This is a genomic window from Nonomuraea rosea, from assembly GCF_039539705.1.
In the GTDB taxonomy this organism is placed as follows: Bacteria; Actinomycetota; Actinomycetes; order Streptosporangiales; family Streptosporangiaceae; genus Nonomuraea; species Nonomuraea rosea.
This window is the reverse complement of the sequence record NZ_BAABDQ010000033.1, coordinates 109,804-127,369: the sequence shown is the minus strand read 5'-3', so window position 1 is coordinate 127,369 and position 17,566 is coordinate 109,804. Positions and strand designations below refer to the sequence as shown.

The window sequence follows — 17,566 nt, the reverse complement described above, 5'->3', positions numbered from 1 at the left end:
CCGCGGTCAGGCCGGGCATTCCCTGACCGGCACATGTCCGGTTGTTCCCGTCAGACGATGAGGTTTCCGGCTGCGGGGTGTGTTTGACTGCGACGACCGTGTAGGGGAGGAGTCACCGATGTCGAGTGCTACCACGGCAGCGATTACCGCCGTCACGTTCGCCGCTCTCTATGCCGGGCACCAACTCGGCGACCATGTGGTGCAGAGCAACAGTACCGCCGTCGCGAAGGGGGTCCCGGAGCCGGAGCAGCTGGCCGCGAACGTGTCGCCATGGAGCGGTTGGGGCGCCTGCCTCCGTCACGTGGGCAGCTACACCAGCACTCAGGCGGCCGCCCTGGCGTTGGTCTGGCTGGCGGCGCCGTTGGAGATCACCGGCGTCGCGGTCGCGCTGGTCGTATCGGCGAGCACCCACGCGGTGATCGACCGTCGTTGGATCGTGCGCCAGCTGATCCGGGCCAAGGGCTGCCAGGACTGGCCGGAGGCACCGTACTTCATCGATCAGTCCCTGCACGTCGGCGCGCTGCTGGTCGCGGCCGTACTGTCCGTGGTGGTCACCGGGGTCGCGGGCGTGATCACGGTGGTGGTCGGCGCTCTCGTGCTGGTGGCGGCCGCCTTGACGACGGAACGCCGGTTGGCCGCCGTCGCGTGCGCGCAGGCCACGGACCCGGTCCGTGGCTGAGGACAAGCAGTGGGCCTCCGGCACCTTTCTGCACACCCTCGTCCAGGACGATCGCCGGCGCCTGCTCGCGCTCGGCACCCAGCACACGTTCGAGCCGGGCGCGACGCTGATCGACGAGGGATCCGCGGGGACTGACGTGTTCGTCCTGCTCGAAGGCTATGGCAAGGTGCTCGGCAACACCGTGGACGGCCGGGCGGTCCTGTTGTCCATCCGCAGCGAGGGCGAGGTGGTCGGCGAGATGGCCGCGCTGGACCAGAAGCCGCGGTCGGCCTCGGTGCTGGCTCTGACCAGGGTGGTGGCCCGGGTCGTGACCGGGCGGGTGTTCGTCGGCTACCTGCGGGACCGCCCTTCGGCGGCGGCGGCGCTGCAGAGCGCGGTGCTGGAGGAGTTCCGGCGGGTGACCCGGTACCGGCTCGTCGTCAATGGCGCCCCGGTCGGGACACGCCTGGCGTTGATCTTGAACTACCTCGTCGACGCCTACGGCCGGCGCTGTGCCGAGGGCGTACGGGTCGAGGTTCCGCTCAGCCAGCCGGAGCTGGCCTCGCTGATCGGGGCTTCGGAGCCGAGCCTGCACCGGGCGCTCACCAAGCTGCGCACGCGCGGCGTGATCGGCACCAGGTACCGGCGGCTGGTCGTCCACGACCCCGACGCGATCCGGGCCCTGGCCTCCGACGGCGCACCGGACTGGAGCCTGGCGGAGTAGGGCCTCCGACACGCTGTGGCTGGACGGCAAGGGCAACCGGCCCGAGAGGAGCTGACGGCCGAGCCGGACCGGGCGCTCCCGGTCCGGCGGCCTGCGCCAGGACCTACCGGACCCAGAGCTCCCAGTAGGTGGCGCTCCCTGAGCATTCGTACTCGTTGAAACCCTCACGGACCCACATCTGCCCGGCGTCGACGCACTTGTACTTGCTGGTGTACACGCCGATGTACGTCCAGCCGGCCGCCGCCGCCTGAGCAGGGACGCCGAGCGCGCCGACCATTGCGGCGGCCATGGCTGCTACCACGAGGCCCGCACGTAGACGCATCCGTTCTCCTTCATTCCCGGGACTGGTACGCCATGATCATGCTGGACGGGCGCTCCGGAACACAAGTGTTCAGCACATTCGTTCACATCGTGGAGGACCCTTCGCGGAAGGCGATGGCCGCCGCCTCGGTGCGGGTCGCCGCGCCCAGTTTCGTCAGGATGTGGGAGACGTGCACGCCGGCCGTACTCGGCGAGATGTGCAGCCGGGCGGCGATCTGCCGGTTGCTCAAGCCCTCGGCGATCAACCTGAGCACGTCACGCTCGCGCTCCGTGAGCCCGTCCTGGGCCGGTCGGGGCCGCCCGAGCAGGGCGATCTCCCGGGCGAGCGGCGCGGCGCCCAGGTCGTCCGCCAGCCGCGCGGCTTCCCTGAGGCGGTCCGTTCCGCCGGGCCGGTCACCCGCCGCCAGCGCGGCTCGCGCGCCGTGGAACAGGCTCAGCGCCAGCTCGTACGGCTGCCGCAGATCCCGCCAGGCGGCCACCGCGTGATCCCAGCCGTCGTCCTCGATCAGCGCGCGCAGCATGACCTGCCAGGCCCGGTCGAGCCGGCCGTCCACGCCGAGCGCCGCGTCAGCCGCGGCGAGCTCGGCCTGCCGGGCCGCGACCCGCTCACCTGACGCGCCGTGAGCGAGCCGGGCCCGCTGCGCCAGCGCGCCGGCGACCAGGACCGGCCGGGCGTCGCTGCTGTAGATCTGGGTGAGCGCCGGATCGGCCAGCGCCCGGTCCAGGAGCAGGTCGGCCCGCTCCGGGTCGCCCTGGGCGACGGCGAGCAGGCAGAGCAGCTGGTAGCGGGGGAACAGGGTTCCGCTGCCGGTGTGCTCCACGGCCGCCGCGGCGTCGGCGGCCGCGGACAGGTCCCCGCGCAGCAGCGACAGGTAGCCGGCGAGGGCGCGCAGGGCCTGCCGCGACAGCGGCGGTGAATCCTCCTGGAGGCTCTCCGCCAGCACGGCGGCGGCCTCGTCCCATCGCCCGGCCAGGATCAGGCCGCGCCCGGCGTAGCGCGCGAGCTCGGCGCCCCGACTGCGGCCCAGCCCGTACCGGCGGGCGTGGCGGATGCCGTCGCGGGCCGCCTCGATGCCGCGGTCCTGGTCACCGGCCTTGCCGTGCAGCGTGGCCTCGTACATCGGGACGGTCATGAGCAGGTCGTGGCTGTCGAGCCGCTCGGCGAGCGTGCGGGCCTCGGCCAGCATCCCGAGGTCGCGCGTCATGGACCCGACGCCCAGCAGCCCGCGGACCGTGACCGTGGCGTCGCCGGTGCGCCGGCCGACGTCCAGCGCCTCCTTGAACAGCTCGCGAGCCTTGTCCACCTCCGGCAGGAGGCCCATGGCCAGCACGCCGAGCAGCCGCCCCCGCTGGACGCCGTCGGGGGTGGCGGGCAGCAGTTCGAGGGCGCGTTCCCAGTCGGAGACGCCGGTCGCGTTCAGCCGGTGCCGCAGCCGGCCCCGGTGCTCCAGCAGCTGGGCGGCCCGCTCGGGCTCGCGCCGCTCGTCCACGGCGGCCAGCCCGGCGGTGGCGTGGTCGATGCCGCGGGCGTAGTCGCCGCTGAGCATGCAGGCCTCGGCCGCGGCGATCAGGACGTCGATCCTGTCGGCGCCCAGCCGCGCCTCCGGGTCCCAGAGTTCGAGGACCTGGTCGAGCAGGCCGACCTGCTCCTCGTAGGCGTAGGACCTGCGCGCCTGGTCCGCGGCCAGGTAGGCGGCGGACAGGGCCGGTCCGCGATCCCCGGCGGCGTAGGCGTGCGCGGCCAGCTCCGCGTGGGCGCCGGAATCGCGCAGGGCTTCGGTGTAGCGCGCGTGCAGGCGGGCCCGCTCGCCCGGCAGCAGGTCCTCGTACACCGCGTGCCGGATCAGGGCGTGGCGGAAGTCGTAGCCGTCCCCTGCCGTGACGAGCAGGCTGCGGCCGACGAGCTCGCGCAGCAGAGCGTCCAGCTCGGCCCCGTCCTGCCCGGCCACCCGCGCGAGCAGCCGGTGGCCGACCCGGCCGCCCGCTGCCGAAGCGAGGCACAGCAGCTCGCGAGCCGGGCCCGGCAGCGACCGCAGGCCGTACAGCAGCAGGTCGCGCAGGCTGTCCGGGGTCCGCTCACCCGCGCGGGCGAGCGCCTCGACGAACAGCGGGTTGCCGTCGCTGCGTTCATGGACGCGGCGTACGGCGGCCGCGTCGGGCTCGGCGCCGAGGATCGCGGCCAGCTGACGGGCCACGCCCTGCCGATCCAGGCGGTCCAGCCGCAGCGTGGTGGTGCGCGGGCGGCGGGCGAGCTCGGCCAGCAGCGGACCGAGCGGCCCATCACCCGTCTCCGGCGGCCGGTAGGTGATCGCCAGGAGCACGCCGGCCTGGGTCAGGTTCCTGGCCAGGAAGCCGAGCAGCTCGCGGGTGGCGGCGTCGGCCCAGTGCAGGTCCTCGATCGAGACGACGACCGGCTGGTCCGCGGCCACCCGCTCGACCAGCGTCAGGACCTCCTCGTACAGCCGGTGCTTGCCGCCTTCCGCGTCACCCGCCTCGCCGAGCTCCGGGAACCAGCGGGCCAGCTGGCGGTAGGGCCCCGGCAGCACCCCTTCGACCCGGATCAGCCGGCGCAACACCGTCACGAACGGCGCGTACGGCAGACCGTCACCACCCAGCTCCGCACAGGCACCCTCGACCACCCGCACCCCCGGGCCCAGCGACCGCGCGAACTCGGCGAGCAGCCGCGACTTGCCGATCCCGGCCTCCCCGGCCACCAGCGCCGCCGCCGGCCCCTGCTCGACTGCCGTGTCCAGGGCCGCCGCCAGCGCCGCCAGCTCCTCGCCCCGGCCGACGAACACCGGGCTGACCACGCGCTCCGCCACCACGGCACCAGCATATAAATACACAGATCACCCGATGGGTCCGCCCCGGCCTGCGGCTGACCTCCGCCGAGCTGGGCGCGGCCTACCTGGGCGGCACCACCCTGGCCTCCCTAGCGGCGGCGGGCCGGGTCGAGGAACCGCGCCCCGGCGCGGCGAGCGCGCGCCCTTCCACCCCTCGGGCTGGGCCTTCCCCGCCTTCTGAGGATGTGATGAATCGTCGAAGTGTTTGTGACCGGTGTGGCCGCGTCCCTATCGTCGCCGCTGTGGAAAACTCCCTGGCACGGCCGATCAATCCCGCGACGCTTCCGGACACGACGGGCAACTACACGCATGGCACTCTGGTGGCCGGTGCCCGCCGCACGGTGTTCGTGAGCGGTCAGGTCCCCTGGGTCAGGCAGGGCGTGGTGCCCGGAGACTTCGACGCCCAGTGCCGCCTGACCTGGCGCAACCTCTTCGCCGTGCTGGCCGAGGCCGACATGGGGGTGCGGAACCTCGCCAAGGTCACGACGTATCTTTCCGACCGCGCGTACCGCGAGGCCAACAGCCGCATCCGCCAGGAAGTTCTCGGCGACCACTGCCCTGCTCTCACCGTCGTCATCGCCGGCATCTATTCCGAAGAGTGGCTGCTGGAGATCGAGGCGATCGCCGTCGGGTGACCGGCTACGCGATGTGCACGTCCAGGAGGTGCCGGCCCAGTGGGGTCAGCTCGTGCCTCGCCGTTCGCGCCACCCGGGTGGTGACGACCAGCCCGGCACGCCGCAGATTCGCCACATGGGCCGAGGCGGTGGCCGGTGTCACGCCGAGCGCGGCGGCAAGGTCGGTGGTGCCGCAGCCGGGGCGTTCGGCGAGAGCCCGCAATGCCGCCGCCCGGCGCTCGCCGATCGCCCCGGCCAGCCGCCCGTCCGGCCAGCCGCGCCCGCCGTCGTCGCGCCAGAACGCCCCGGCGGTGCGCGCCGGGTAGAAGAGCATCGGCTGCTGCCGGTCGTTGAGCTGCCGGTGCACACCATCGGTCAGGAACATGCTCGGCACCAGAACCAGCCCGCGACCGCCGAGCGCGAAATCGGGCGCGCCCGGCCCGTCGAACCCCAGGATCGGGTAGTCCCAGCGCACATGTGGCGGGCACAAAGTGGCGAGCATGGCGTCCAGGCCGTGCTGCGCCGCGAGCCGTGCCCGGTAGGCCACATCCGCTGCCAGCTGGGCGTGCAGCCGTGGCCAGTCGGCGGCCAGCACCGCATGGTGGAATGCCGTGAATGCGTGCTTCAACGTTCGCCGGCTGCGGTCGGGATGGTGCAGCAGCGTGTCGACGACCAGGGGAACGGTCTCCAGCACGCCGGCGAACGCGGCCGTGTCCTGTTGCACCGGCGCGGTGGGGTCGTCGAGCGCCGCGTGCAACTCGTCCTCGAACGACATCGCGTCCGTGGAGGGCTGCGGCGTCAGGAAGTCCGGCAGATGCCGGGTGTGCGCCGAGCACAGGGTCACCACGGGCCGGGCCGCCGCGGGCAATGCCGCACGACGGGCGTGGCGCCACGCGGCCAGGCCGGGCGGCGGCTTCGGCAGCCCGAGGCCGCGCGCCGCTTTCATCGTCTCCTGAAAGGGCAGGATGGCGAATCGGACACGACCGAGGTCCGAGTCGGAGAACAGCAGGCGCGGCATGCGCCTCAGATTAGCGACATCCACTCCCTGCAGCCTGCCGAGGCCATCTGATTGCCGACATGAAAAACATTCTGTCCATACTCGGGCTGGCCTTGGCCATGGCGGGCCTGCAAGCGACTTTCGCGATGCCGTCCCACGCGGACACCTTGGCAGCGCTCCTCGGCAACAACCTCCAAGTGGTGGCGGCCGCGGGGAAGGTGAACAACATCACCATCTCCACCGACGCGGCCGGCAACGTGCTGGTCTCCGACACCGGCGACGTGGTCCGCACCGGGAACGGCGCGGCCAACGAGATCCGAGGCGGCTCCGGCGACGACGTCATCAACACCGTCGACGGGATCGGGGGCAACGACACCCTCAGCGCCGCCGGCGGCACCGACACGTGCAACTCCGACGCGGGCGACATCGAGCTCACCTGCGAGATCTGACGAAGGCAGTCCGGTGCCAGCTGGCACCGGACTGGAAGCCAGGATCAGCGGAACTCGGTGGTCACGCTGCCGGGAGCGGGCGCCTTGATCGACACCTTGCTGCCCCACCCGGTGTAGCGGCTGTCGACGGTGACCATGTTGAGCTCCCCGTCCTTCGACAGCGTGAACGACGTCCGCACCCTGCTCACGAGCCCCGCCGAAGACAGGGTGAGGGTGTAAGCGACCTTGACGCCCTCGTTCTCCTTGCCCGTGTTCGCGGCGCCGATCCAGGCCGAGACGGCCTTGAGCTCCTTCAGCGTGATCGAACCGGTGACGACGTTCCCCTTCCTGGCCCCCTTCTTGATCAATGCGGCCAGGGTCCTGGGCTCGGCCGGATTGACGACCTGGGCCCACGCATCGGGAACGGCGCCGCCGCCGGCGGTCTTGTACCAGGTCTTGCCCTCGGGAAGCATGCCGTCCAGGAGGCTGCCCGAGTAGTAACCGGTCTTGCCGATCGAGATGAACCGCGTCTTGCGGTCGCCGCCGTAGTCCATGGTGATGTCGAAGGCGGCGATGCCCTTCTTGCCGAACATGAAGGCGCCCTTGTTGTCCCGGGCTCCCCGCTCGTCGGTGCCGTCCGACCAGGTGACGGTGTCGGTGAACCGCACACCGTGCCCGGGCGCCGACACGGCCTTCAGCGCGCTGACCGGATCCTTCGGCGCGGCCTGCGCCGGTACGGTGACCAGCGCCAGCACGCCACAGGCCACCACTAAGGTGATCATCTTCTTCATGGCCAGTGATCGTCCCACAGATTGATCACAACCTGGAGTCACAGCCCTCCTCCAGGAGGATCGTTATCCCGGCCTATACCTCGAAGCGTTCGACGGTCGGGAGCTCGCCGGGCGCCCACAGCGCGACGAGAGCGTCGACGGGCGAGGAATCGCGGTTTCGCTCGGCCTCCATGTGCTTGTTCAGCAGTTCCTGGCTGGTCCAGCGCTCCAGCAGCACGAGCATGTCCGGGGCGTCGAGGCTCTGGAACAGCTCGTACTGCTCGCAGCCGTCCTGCCGGTGCGCGATCGCTTGCAGGGCCTTGAACGCGCTGACGAAGTCGGCCGTCCTGCCCGGCGCGACATGGATCGTGATGAGGTGACGAATGGCCATCGCTCTCCTCCGAACCTGCTTGCCGCTGGTGCTGACTGTAGAACGGAACATTCGTTCAAAACACCCTGGCCCTGAGCTCGTGATGCTCGAACTCGCGCCTGGCACGACTCCCCGTGCGCAGGCCGGGGAGCTCCGAGCGACAGGAGAGGCGATGACCGTGGACAACGCGCCGGTGGTTCAGGTGGCGGGCGGCCGGCTGCGGGGCCGGACGGATCAGGGCGTGGCGGCGTTCCTCGGGATCAGGCGCTCGGGGTCGCCCAGGCCCGTGCGGCCTTCGGCAAGGTGCCGGCCGGACGGCTCGCGCGGGCGGCGTCCGCCCTGCTCAAAGAGGTCCAGAACGCCGCGGACCCGGCTGGCTGGCAAAGCCTCCCCTTCGCCCCGGTCGTCGACGGCGACACCCTCCCCCACCATCCGCTCGACGCGTTGCGAAGGGGCGCGGGCAGCGGCGTGCGGCTCCTGGCCGGGTGGAACCGGGACGACACCCGGATCGGCCTCGCCCCCACCGGCATGATCAACATCGTCGACGAGCCCCTCCTGTCCGCGGTCGCCGGCGCCCTCGGCGCGCCCGGCGGAACGGTCGAGCGCTACCGGGCGGCCCGGCCGGGAGCGAGCAGCGGGGACCTGCTCGCCGCCGTGACCACCGACTGCTTCGTCCGCGCTGATCGGCGAGGGGATCGATGTCGGCCAGGACCCCGACGGCGCCGAGCGCGAGGTGTGGGCCGGCCGGCGCTGACCGTCGTTCTGGGACCGCTGCGGGATGCGGGTGTCAGGCGAGGGTCGCGTGCAGGCGGGTCAGCCTGGCGGCCAGGTCGCTGTGGCCGGAGGCGGCGACGTCGTGGCGGATGCGGTCGAGGCTGTGCCGGTACAGCGGCAGGAGTTCGTGGCCGAGCAGGTCGGCGGCGGCGGTGACGTCGTCGATGCCTTGGGCGCGCCAGCGCATGGCGTGGGTCACCAAGGCGCTGGAGGGGCTCGATGCGGCGGCGTACCAGTGAGCGGCGGTGTCGTTGCGGCCGAGCGCGCCGGTGACGACGGTGTAGAGGAGCCGTACGGGCAGGAGCACGGCCTTGGTGACGGCTCGCGCGCCCTGGCGGGCCAGGCCGCCGGGGTCGCGCAGCATCCGCAGGTGGCCGGGGTCGGCGCATTTGGCCGCGCCGAACGTGGCGCTGTCCAGGAGGAGGTCGTCGTGGCTGGGGCGGGCGCAGGCGCCGCGCCGGTCGGTGCCGTGCAGGCGTACGCCGGAGTCGAGCAGGTCGATCCGGTCAGTGGCCGGAAAGCGCCCGGCGGGGCGGCCCGTACTCAGGTGCTCCCAGTCGCTCCAGAAGATCGACAGCCGCTCGGCCAGCGCGTGGTGGGCGGAGCCGGCGTAGTCCTGGACCGCGTGGCGCCGTACCGTCTCGATGGCCTGGCCGGTGTCCTCGTCGATCCGGTCGACGATCAGCGCCAGGTCCACGTCGCTGACCTCGGCGACGAACCCGCCGTGGGCCAGGCTCCCGAGCGCGAACGCCGCCTGTAGACGACCGTTCAGCACGGTTTCGGCGTGGCCGAGCGCGGTCCGCAGGATGTCTCGGCCCGTTGGATGCGATACCTGGTCATCGGGGGTCACGTACGTCTCCTGTCGGTTTCGGCCCGGCTGCGGCGCGGACGGGGGGCGACACCCGCACGGCCCCGCTGCGCGGGTCAGGCGTCGCGGACGAGAAGGCTTCGCGCGGACTCCACGAAGTGGGCGACGAGCGGGTTGCGGTCGTCGGCGCGCGTGGCGACGACCACCTGGCAGGGCTCGATCCCGTCGACGGGGATGGTGACGAGGTCGTCTCGCAGGGTGGCACGTGGGTCGTCGGCGGGCACCAGGGCGATGGCCCGCCCGTCGGCGACGGCTTCGAGCTTGTCCTCGAACGTGTCGACGACCATGGGCCCGAGCGCAGCCCGCTCGCCGTTCGGGCGCGGGTCGAGCCGCCAGAACTCGGTCCACAGCCCGGCCATGCCGGCACAGGCCACGAGGGGTTCGCCGGCGAAGTCGGCGGCGGTGACCGACTCCTTGCCTGCCAGCGGGTGGGAGGCGGGGACGAGGAGTGCCCGGGGTTCGTCGTACAGGACGTTCACGCGCAGGTCGTCGGACGGGATGGGCAGCGGCGTCCGGGCGACGAGCGCGTCGACGCGGCGGTCGGGCAGGGCGCCGGTCTCGTCCCAGTCCAGGTGACGGGTACGGACGTGGACGTGGACGTCGGGATGACGGCGGCGCAGGTCTCGTACCGCGGGGGTGATGACGAGGTCCTCGACGTAACCGATCGTGATCGTGCGCGGCGGGGCGGCGGAGCGGGCGGTGAGCGCCGCCTGGTGGGCGGTGTGCAGGAGTGCCTGCGCCTGCGGGAGGAAGGCGGCGCCGGCCACGGTGAGGCGGCTGCCCTGGGGGGTGCGTTCCAGCAGCCGCACGCCGAGCACGTCCTCCAGTCGCTGGATCTGACGGCTCAGGGACGGCTGGGCCAGGTGCAGCGCCGCGGCCGCGCGGGCGAAGTTCAGGTGCTCGGCCACGACCGTGAAGTAGCGCACCAGCCGCAGGTCGAGATCGACAGCGGGTTGAGCGGGTGGCGATGACACCCCTATTTCGGACACTTCTTCACTCTAACCGTTATGCGGATCCTGCATGACGGGGTGCAGAACAGGTCTTGGACGCCCAGGTGGGAGCGGGGGTTGACTGAGGCCTGTCCCGCTGGGGACGGAAACTGGTAACGCGATTCCACGCGAAAGAGGTTGTCCGAATATGAGCAAGTACGAGGGCAAGAAGGTTGTGATCACCGGCGGCAGCAGCGGCTTCGGCCTGGCCACCGCGCAGTTGCTGGTGGCCGAGGGCGCGCGCGTCCTGATCACCGGACGCACCCAGGCCACCCTGGACGCCGCCCGCGAGCGGCTCGGCGACCGTGCGATCGCCCTCCGCAGCGACGCGGCCTCCCTGGCCGACATCGACGCGCTGGCCGACCGGACGAAGGCCGAGTTCGGCACGGTGGACGCCTTGTTCGCCAATGCCGGCGTCAACGGTTTCGCCCCCTTCGAGGCGACCAGCGAAGAGCTGTTCGACCAGTTGATGGCCATCAACGCCAAGGGCCCGTACTTCACGGTGCAGAAGCTCGCGCCGCTGATGACCGAGGGCAGCGGCGTGGTGCTCACCACATCGGTCGCGAACGTGCTCGGCCTGCCCATGCTCAGCGCGTACGCCGCCGGCAAGGCCGCGCTGCGCTCCATGACCCGCAGCCTGGCCCGTGAGCTCCTGCCTCGAAAGATCCGCGTCAACGCGGTCAGCCCCGGCCCGATCGACTCCGGCATCCTGGAGAAGTCGATGCCCAAGGAGGCCGCCGAGCAGACCAAGGCGCAGATGGCGGCCGACAATCCCATACTCCGTCTCGGGACCCCGTCCGAGGTGGCGAGGGCAGTCGCGTTCCTCGCCTTCGACGCCACCTTCACCACCGGCGCCGAGCTCGCGGTGGACGGCGGCGGCTCCCAGCTCTGACCGCCACCGCCCGATGCCCTTTCCGACAGGAAACCCCACGGGAAACCGTGCGCGCCCTGTACGACGCCTCCCTCATACAAGCATTCCGCTCTCGCCGCGGGCGTTGATCTCCCTCAACGCCCGCACTTCGTTCCGTACCCCGACGGTGTTCAGCACCCGTCGCGGTTGTTCCAGGTACCCACCCGCGTATACCAAGGTCCGGAGCTTTGAGGCGGGAGAGCTCCGCTGCTCTTCTGACGCCCCACCCGGACGATGATCTGACAGATGCGATGCCCGGTGGACGGGAGGCTCACCGAGACCCACTTGTCCACGCCGTTGCACTCCAGAAGGGTGTGCGTCTGCACGGGCTCGGCACCGAACTCGTCGACCCAGCCCGCCGCGCAGTACCCGTCCGTGGCGAAGTCCTTGAGCCAGAACGAGACCGTCACCCGCGCGCCGTAATCGGTCCAGTACAGTTCGCCTTCGCCGAGGCGGGCGACGTTCCGCCATACGCCATTCACCGAGCCCGCGTGAATGACGTACGGGACCGGATCCCGATGCCAGGAATCAGCGGCACTCGACGCGCCGGCCGGACTGCTTCCGAAGACAGGTAACGCGACGCACACCGCTAACAAGAACCGAATGATCGAACGCATTGTCATCCCCTCGTCGATCGCGAACTCCCCGCTTGCTTCCTGGGGATCGTCCACGGGGGCCACGCCCTTGTCCATGTCATTCGGTTGTGGCCGAAACACCCAGCTCCGGGCAGGTCAGGGCCCAGGAACGGTCCACAGAAGAAACGCCGGCCGGGCATGAACGGCCAGCATGATAATGAACAACAATTGTCACCACGAAACAGCAAGAGAGCTCGGCACCCTTACCTTGGATGGCCTTCTCATGCTCAGGATCTATTTCACGAGTGACGACATCGCGCGGACCAGGATCGCCGCCGGCCCTGACCCGCTGTGGGAGCTGGTCCTGAGCCTGCAGATGCTCAGGCCGCAACGCGGAGACCTGCTTTTCACCTCATGGCGCAAGGAGGGCTCCAGGGCGGTACGGCACGCACGGCTCGGAGAGGTGCTGGCCTTGCTGCTGGCCCTGACCCCGAACGTGGGCTACTTCCCGGACTTTCTCAACCCCATCGAGGCGGTCCACGGCCTGGATCACGGCTTGGAGGCGCTGCGCACCACCCCCATCCCGATGCTCAAGCGGGACGTCCGCCGCCTGGCCGCGACGCACCGCCTGCCCAGCAGCGCGCGGCGTCTGGCCGACGGCGAACCCCCCGTACTCGCCGAACTGACCGACGCCATGCGCAGGTGCTACGAACTGATCGTCCTGCCCTACCGGCGCAGCATCGACGCCGCCCTGGAGAAAGATCGCCGGATCCACACCTTCGCCCTGGCCGCCGGCGGCGTGGAGGGACTGCTGGCCAGCCTCCGGCCGATGATGACCTGGTCAGCGGGCGAACTTCACATCCCAGGACACCGCGACCAGGAGCTCCACCTCCAGGGCCGGGGACTGCTGCTCATCCCCTCGTACTTCTGCGTCAGCGGACCTTTGACGATGCTCGATCCGGATCTACCGCCGGTGCTGGTCTACCCGGTGGAGCGCGGGCCGGACGCCTTGCCCACGACGCGCGCCTCGACGGTCCCGGCCGCGCTCGGCGCGCTGATCGGCTCGACACGGGCTGCGGTGCTGGACGCCATCGGCACCCGCGAGGGGACGAGCACGACCGCGCTCGCCCGCCACCTGGGCATCTCCCTGGCCTCGGCCAGCGAGCACACCACCGTCCTGCGGCAGTCGGGCCTGATCTCCAGCCACCGCGACCACAACCGGACGCTGCATCACCTGACCGAGCTCGGTCGCACGCTCCTGGACACCGACCGGTAACGCCAACCGGCCTACCATGTCGGCATGGGCGGTGCACCTCAATGGGAGATCACGGTCCCCTCGCGCCCCGGCCGGCTGCCGGGCGTCACCGGTGAAGTCGATGATCAAGGTGGCCGCGTTGAGCGGCAGCATCCGGCTGAACTCCGCGTGCTCCCCTGCCCGGGCGCGAAAGCCGGCCCATCCCAGCACGTAGGGGCGCAGGTGCGGCGGAGCCTGGCAGGCGACCATCTGGTACGGCTCCGCCTGCGGCTGCGTGGGCAGCGAATGAATCGCCATCACCTCACCAGCTTGTTGTGGTTTGTCGGCTTTTCAGTGATTTTTCGTGACCCCGCCGCCTTTACAATGTAGATCAATGCGGGTGGTGAGCGTTCACTTCGTGCCACTTGTGCAGAAGCTGGGGCACCTCGCTGCGCAGGAACGCGAAGAAGCGCCGGGTCTCATCCATCCGCGCCCCCGCCGGCGTGTGCGTGCCGAGGACCTCCACCCCGTCGCGCGCCCCCTCCTCGAAGCGGCGGAACACCTCGTCGCTCGACGCCGCCGCCCTGTACCACGCCGTCTGATCGACCCGGTAATGATCACGGCGGTCCCCCGGGTCCCGCTCGCGGGTCACCATCCCGACCCGCATCAGGTATTTCACCGCGCCGGAGATGGCGGACGGGCCGACCTGCAGCACGTCGGCGAGCTCGGCGGCGGTCCGCCGGCCTTCGTCGGCGATGAGCAGCGCCGAGAGCACCCGCGCGGCCATCCGCGGATAGCCGGAGTCGGACATGATCACGGCGAACCGTTCGAGGAAGCGCAGCGCGCTGTCGCTTCGCTCATTCATGCCGCTCTCATCGCTCATGCACACCCCTGCGCCTCGTCTGTCCGGGAGCCCAGGCTACAGACTATCTGAGTCTTCACATATTTCGTGAAATCCGTGTAATCTGCAAAGTATGTCAAATATGATCTCCGTGTCCGGCCTGGTCAAGACCTTCGGCCGGACACGGGCGCTCGACGGCCTGGACCTGACGGTCCGCACCGGGGAGGTACACGGCTTCCTCGGGCCCAACGGCGCCGGCAAGTCCACCACCGTCCGCGTCCTGCTCGGCCTCCTGCGTCAGGACTCCGGCACGGCCCGGCTGCTGGACGGCGATCCGTGGCGAGACGCGACGGCGCTGCACCGCCGGCTGGCGTACGTGTCCGGCGACGTGACCCTGTGGCCGACGCTGTCGGGCGGCGAGACGATCGACCTGCTCGGCCGGCTGCGCGGCGGGCTCGACCCCCGCCGCCGGGCCGAGCTGCTTGAGCGCTTCGAGCTGGACCCCCGCAAAAAGGGGCGGGCCTACTCCAAGGGCAACCGGCAGAAGGTGGCCCTGGTCGCGGCGCTGTCGTCGGATGCCGAGCTGCTCATCCTGGACGAGCCCACCTCCGGCCTCGACCCGCTGATGGAGGCGGTCTTCCAGGAGAGCATCCAGGAAGAGCGGCGCAAGGGACGTACGGTGCTGCTGTCCAGCCACATCCTCGCCGAGGTCGAGGCCCTGTGCGACAGGGTGAGCATCATCCGGCACGGACGCACGGTGGAGACGGGCACACTCGACGAGCTGCGCCACCTCACCCGCACCTCGATCACGGCCGAGCTCGCCGGCCCCGTCCCGCCGCTCACCGGATCGGCCGGCGTGCACGACCTCTGGACGCAGGGCAACCGGCTGCGCTGCCAGGTGGACGGTGACGGGCTGGACGCGCTGCTGCGCGAGCTGGCGCAGGTCGGTGTGCGGAGCCTGGTCAGCCGGCCGCCGACGCTGGAGGAGATGTTCCTGCGCCACTACGAGGACGACCTGTCCGCGGCGGGTGCGGCCGGCAAGCACATGGCGGCCCAGAAATGAATACAGCGACGAACACAGCGATGAGCACGCTGACCGGCACCGGCGGACTGATCCGGCTCATCCTGCGACGCGACCGATTGAGGTTGCCGCTCTGGTTCGGGCTGGTGGCGCTGCTCGTGATCGGCGTCGCGAGCTCGGTGGCCACCGCCTACCCCACCGAAGAGGTGCGGCAGGCGTTCCTCCACACGACCAACGGCGACCCGACCCAGCTCATGATGATCGGCCCGATCTACGAGCCGTCCACCGGCGGGCTCGCCGCGTGGCGCGTACGCGGGCAGGCCGCCCTGCTCATCGCGCTGGCCAGCCTGTTCCTGGTGATCCGCAGCACCCGCGCCGAGGAGGAAGCGGGCCGTAGCGAGCTGCTGGGCTCGACCGTGGTCGGCCGGCACGCGGCGCTGACGGCCGCGCTCACCGTGGCCTTCGCCGCCAACCTGGTCACCGCCCTGGTCGTGGCGCTGGGGCTCATCGGCCAGGGACTGCCCGCGCGGGGCTCCCTGGTGATGGGCTTGTCGGTCGCGGCCATCGGCTGGGTCTTCGCCGCGCTCGCGGGCCTGGCGGCCCAGCTGACCGAAGGCTCCCGTATCGCCACCGGCATCGCCGCCACGGCGATGGGCATCCTGTACGCGGTGCGTGCGATCGCGGACATCGAGGCGAGCCCCTGGGTGTCGTGGCTGTCGCCGTTCGGCTGGACCCAGCGCATGCGCCCCTTCGCCGGTGACCACTTCTGGCCGCTCCTTCCCGTCATCGTCCTGACGCTGCTGCTGGTGGCCGGCGCGTACCGGATCTCCGCCCGCCGGGACCTGGGGGCCGGCATCTTCCCGCCCCGGCTCGGTCCCGCCGGCGCGACGCCGGGCTTGCGCAGCTCGTTCGCCCTGGCCTGGCGGCTGCAGCGGGGCGCGCTGCTCGCCTGGGCCGTCGCGGCCACCGCGTTCGGCGCCGGCCTGGGAGGCGCGGCCAGGAGCGCCGCCGACCAGCTGAACGCCAGCGAGGCCCTCAGGGGCCTGATCGACCGGATGGGTGGCGGCGGCCGCCCCGTGGACGGCTTCTTCGCCTTCGTCGTCTATCTGACGAGCCAGGTCATCACGGTGTACGCGATTCAGGCGACCCTGCGGCTGCGGACGGAGGAGACCTCGGGCCACGCCGACGCCATCCTGACCGGCCCGGTCGGCCGGCTGCGCTGGGCGGGCGGTCACCTCGCTGTCGTCGTGGCCGGGTCCGGGATCGTGCTGGCCGGGTCCGGCCTCGGGATGGGGCTGGTCTACGGGCTCTCCACGGGAGACCCGGGCGGCGAGACGGCCCGGCTGCTGGGCGCGAGCCTGACGCGGCTGCCTTCGGTGCTGGTGCTGGCCGCCATCGCGGCGCTGGTGTACGGCCTGCTGCCACGGCTCGCCGCGATCGTCGCCTATACAGCGCTCGGCCTGTGCTTCGTGCTGGAGTTCGCGGTGGAGCTGCTGGACGCCGACCCGTCGCTCTTGACGATGTCGCCGTTCGCGCAGACTCCTGGGCTTCCGGTGGCCCCGTTCGCCCTGACGCCGCTGGTCCTGCTGGCCGTCGTCGCCATCGGGCTCACCACCGCGGGGCTCGCCGCGCTCCACCGCCGCGACCTGGGATGATCCGGCAGGGGCCTATTCGCGCCGGCCGGCGTCCAGCAGGGCCTGGAACAGCCGCACCGGGTGCTCGGCGATCCGGTTGCAGACGTACAGCCACCACTGGGTGCCGAACACGACGTACTCCCTGATCGGATGCCCGCGATCCCGCAGCGTGGGCAACTGATCGATGCCGAGCCCGAGCAGTATCTCGACCTCGTACGCGCCGGAGTCCGGCCGCATGTGCGGCTCCAGTTCGTCCAGGAGGTCGAGGTCGTGGGTGGCGATCGAGGAGAGGTGACCGCTGTTCAGCAGGAGGGTCGCGTGGGCGAGGTAGGCCTCCCGCATCTCGCGGCTGTCGCGGGGGTAGGCGATGGACTCGGGTTCGAGGTAGGCGCCCTTCACCAGGCGGATGCGGCCGGGCCGCTCCAGCAGGCGGGGCAGGTCCTCGGCCGTGCGGTGCATACGGGCCATGACGGTGATGCCGACGTGGTCGAAACGCTCGCAGAGGCGTTCGTGGGTCCACAGGATGAGGTCCGTGCGATCGGAGCCCTCCATCGAGATCATCAGCTCCTGGCCCGCGGCGGCGGTGGCCTCGGCCAGCCGGGTGGCGTTCGCCAGCCCCAGCTCGCGGTCCACCAGGGAGCCGATGTGGGACAGGTCGAAGGACACCGAGCAGTTCGCCCCGCGGGCCGCGGCCTGTTGTGACAGGTCCAGGAACACCTCGGTCTCGGCCGTGGCCAGGCCGGCGTCCCGGCAGCTCTCGCCCATGTAGTCGATGGTGACCGACCTGCCCTCCGCGTTGATCAGGGCGGTCCGGCCGAGCACCTCGCCGATCGTCTGGCCGCCGACGTATCGTCCGGCCACCCGCCAGGCCAGCTCGCGCAGCTCGGGGTCCGCGGCGACCCGGTCCTTGAGCTCCTCGTCGAGGGCCAGGGTCCGCATGGCCTGGGCGGCCTGCTCCATCACGGTCATCGTCATTCCTTTCGTCCGAAGGCCAG

General features: G+C 71.2%; 19 protein-coding genes. 8 read left to right on the top strand and 11 right to left on the bottom strand.

Features of this window, described 5'->3' with window-relative positions; translation table 11 throughout:
* Positions 1-118 precede the first annotated feature (118 nt).
* Positions 119-679 (top strand): DUF3307 domain-containing protein, encoded by a 561-nt coding sequence (locus ABEA43_RS48590; RefSeq protein WP_345572899.1) that lies wholly within the window; start codon positions 119-121, stop codon positions 677-679.
* Positions 672-1,382, top strand: a complete 711-nt coding sequence (locus tag ABEA43_RS48585) for a Crp/Fnr family transcriptional regulator (RefSeq protein WP_345572898.1) — start codon at positions 672-674, stop codon at positions 1,380-1,382. Before ABEA43_RS48590 ends, ABEA43_RS48585 begins: the two co-directional genes overlap by 8 nt.
* Positions 1,383-1,485: 103 nt before the next feature.
* On the opposite strand, the gene ABEA43_RS48580 is transcribed toward ABEA43_RS48585, so the two are convergent.
* Positions 1,486-1,704 (bottom strand): hypothetical protein, encoded by a 219-nt coding sequence (locus ABEA43_RS48580; RefSeq protein ID WP_345572897.1) that lies wholly within the window; start codon positions 1,702-1,704, stop codon positions 1,486-1,488.
* Between the two features lie 82 nt (positions 1,705-1,786).
* Positions 1,787-4,528, bottom strand: a complete 2,742-nt coding sequence (locus ABEA43_RS48575) for a helix-turn-helix transcriptional regulator (RefSeq protein WP_345572896.1) — start codon at positions 4,526-4,528, stop codon at positions 1,787-1,789.
* Between the two features lie 260 nt (positions 4,529-4,788).
* Between ABEA43_RS48575 and ABEA43_RS48570 the strand changes: the two genes are divergently transcribed.
* Positions 4,789-5,181, top strand: a complete 393-nt coding sequence (locus tag ABEA43_RS48570; protein ID WP_345572895.1) for a RidA family protein — start codon at positions 4,789-4,791, stop codon at positions 5,179-5,181.
* Positions 5,182-5,185: 4 nt separating this feature from the next.
* Here the strand turns inward: ABEA43_RS48570 and ABEA43_RS48565 are convergent, their stop codons facing one another.
* Positions 5,186-6,178 carry a DUF5937 family protein gene (locus ABEA43_RS48565; RefSeq protein ID WP_345572894.1) on the bottom strand — a complete coding sequence of 331 codons (993 nt, stop codon included), beginning with the start codon at positions 6,176-6,178 and terminating at the stop codon, positions 5,186-5,188.
* 59 nt (positions 6,179-6,237) lie between these two features.
* Here ABEA43_RS48565 and ABEA43_RS48560 point away from each other — a divergent pair, with 59 nt between their 5' ends.
* Positions 6,238-6,606: a calcium-binding protein gene (locus tag ABEA43_RS48560; RefSeq protein ID WP_345572893.1), complete on the top strand. Its 369-nt coding sequence runs from the start codon at positions 6,238-6,240 to the stop codon at positions 6,604-6,606.
* A gap of 44 nt (positions 6,607-6,650) precedes the next feature.
* Here ABEA43_RS48560 and ABEA43_RS48555 read toward each other — a convergent pair whose 3' ends face one another.
* The 5 genes from ABEA43_RS48555 to ABEA43_RS48535 form a co-directional block, all read right to left on the bottom strand.
* Positions 6,651-7,376: a hypothetical protein gene (locus ABEA43_RS48555; RefSeq protein WP_345572892.1), complete on the bottom strand. Its 726-nt coding sequence runs from the start codon at positions 7,374-7,376 to the stop codon at positions 6,651-6,653.
* 73 nt (positions 7,377-7,449) lie between these two features.
* On the bottom strand, positions 7,450-7,746 hold the full coding sequence (locus ABEA43_RS48550; protein WP_345572891.1) for a putative quinol monooxygenase: 297 nt from the start codon (positions 7,744-7,746) through the stop codon (positions 7,450-7,452).
* A gap of 213 nt (positions 7,747-7,959) precedes the next feature.
* Positions 7,960-8,109, bottom strand: a complete 150-nt coding sequence (locus ABEA43_RS48545) for a hypothetical protein (RefSeq protein WP_345572890.1) — start codon at positions 8,107-8,109, stop codon at positions 7,960-7,962.
* A gap of 403 nt (positions 8,110-8,512) precedes the next feature.
* Complete coding sequence (locus ABEA43_RS48540) at positions 8,513-9,349, bottom strand: hypothetical protein (RefSeq protein WP_345572889.1); 837 nt, start codon at positions 9,347-9,349, stop codon at positions 8,513-8,515.
* Between the two features lie 74 nt (positions 9,350-9,423).
* Positions 9,424-10,356: a LysR family transcriptional regulator gene (locus ABEA43_RS48535; RefSeq protein ID WP_345572888.1), complete on the bottom strand. Its 933-nt coding sequence runs from the start codon at positions 10,354-10,356 to the stop codon at positions 9,424-9,426.
* A gap of 148 nt (positions 10,357-10,504) precedes the next feature.
* Between ABEA43_RS48535 and ABEA43_RS48530 the strand changes: the two genes are divergently transcribed.
* On the top strand, positions 10,505-11,248 hold the full coding sequence (locus tag ABEA43_RS48530; protein WP_345572887.1) for a glucose 1-dehydrogenase: 744 nt from the start codon (positions 10,505-10,507) through the stop codon (positions 11,246-11,248).
* Between the two features lie 149 nt (positions 11,249-11,397).
* On the opposite strand, the gene ABEA43_RS48525 is transcribed toward ABEA43_RS48530, so the two are convergent.
* Entirely contained in the window at positions 11,398-11,958 is a 561-nt protein-coding gene (locus tag ABEA43_RS48525; protein ID WP_345572886.1) for a hypothetical protein, read from the bottom strand.
* Positions 11,959-12,124: 166 nt separating this feature from the next.
* Between ABEA43_RS48525 and ABEA43_RS48520 the strand changes: the two genes are divergently transcribed.
* Positions 12,125-13,117 (top strand): ArsR/SmtB family transcription factor, encoded by a 993-nt coding sequence (locus ABEA43_RS48520; protein WP_345572885.1) that lies wholly within the window; start codon positions 12,125-12,127, stop codon positions 13,115-13,117.
* A gap of 349 nt (positions 13,118-13,466) precedes the next feature.
* On the opposite strand, the gene ABEA43_RS48515 is transcribed toward ABEA43_RS48520, so the two are convergent.
* Positions 13,467-13,940 carry a GbsR/MarR family transcriptional regulator gene (locus ABEA43_RS48515; RefSeq protein ID WP_345572884.1) on the bottom strand — a complete coding sequence of 158 codons (474 nt, stop codon included), beginning with the start codon at positions 13,938-13,940 and terminating at the stop codon, positions 13,467-13,469.
* A 109-nt stretch (positions 13,941-14,049) separates the two neighbouring features.
* On the opposite strand from ABEA43_RS48515, the gene ABEA43_RS48510 reads away from it, so the two are divergent.
* Together ABEA43_RS48510 and ABEA43_RS48505 are read left to right on the top strand one after the other, a co-directional pair.
* On the top strand, positions 14,050-14,979 hold the full coding sequence (locus ABEA43_RS48510; RefSeq protein WP_345572883.1) for an ABC transporter ATP-binding protein: 930 nt from the start codon (positions 14,050-14,052) through the stop codon (positions 14,977-14,979).
* A gap of 20 nt (positions 14,980-14,999) precedes the next feature.
* Positions 15,000-16,592 (top strand): ABC transporter permease, encoded by a 1,593-nt coding sequence (locus ABEA43_RS48505; RefSeq protein WP_345572882.1) that lies wholly within the window; start codon positions 15,000-15,002, stop codon positions 16,590-16,592.
* Positions 16,593-16,604: 12 nt separating this feature from the next.
* Here the strand turns inward: ABEA43_RS48505 and ABEA43_RS48500 are convergent, their stop codons facing one another.
* Positions 16,605-17,540: a proline dehydrogenase family protein gene (locus tag ABEA43_RS48500; RefSeq protein WP_345572881.1), complete on the bottom strand. Its 936-nt coding sequence runs from the start codon at positions 17,538-17,540 to the stop codon at positions 16,605-16,607.
* Between the last annotated feature and the right edge of the window lie 26 nt (positions 17,541-17,566).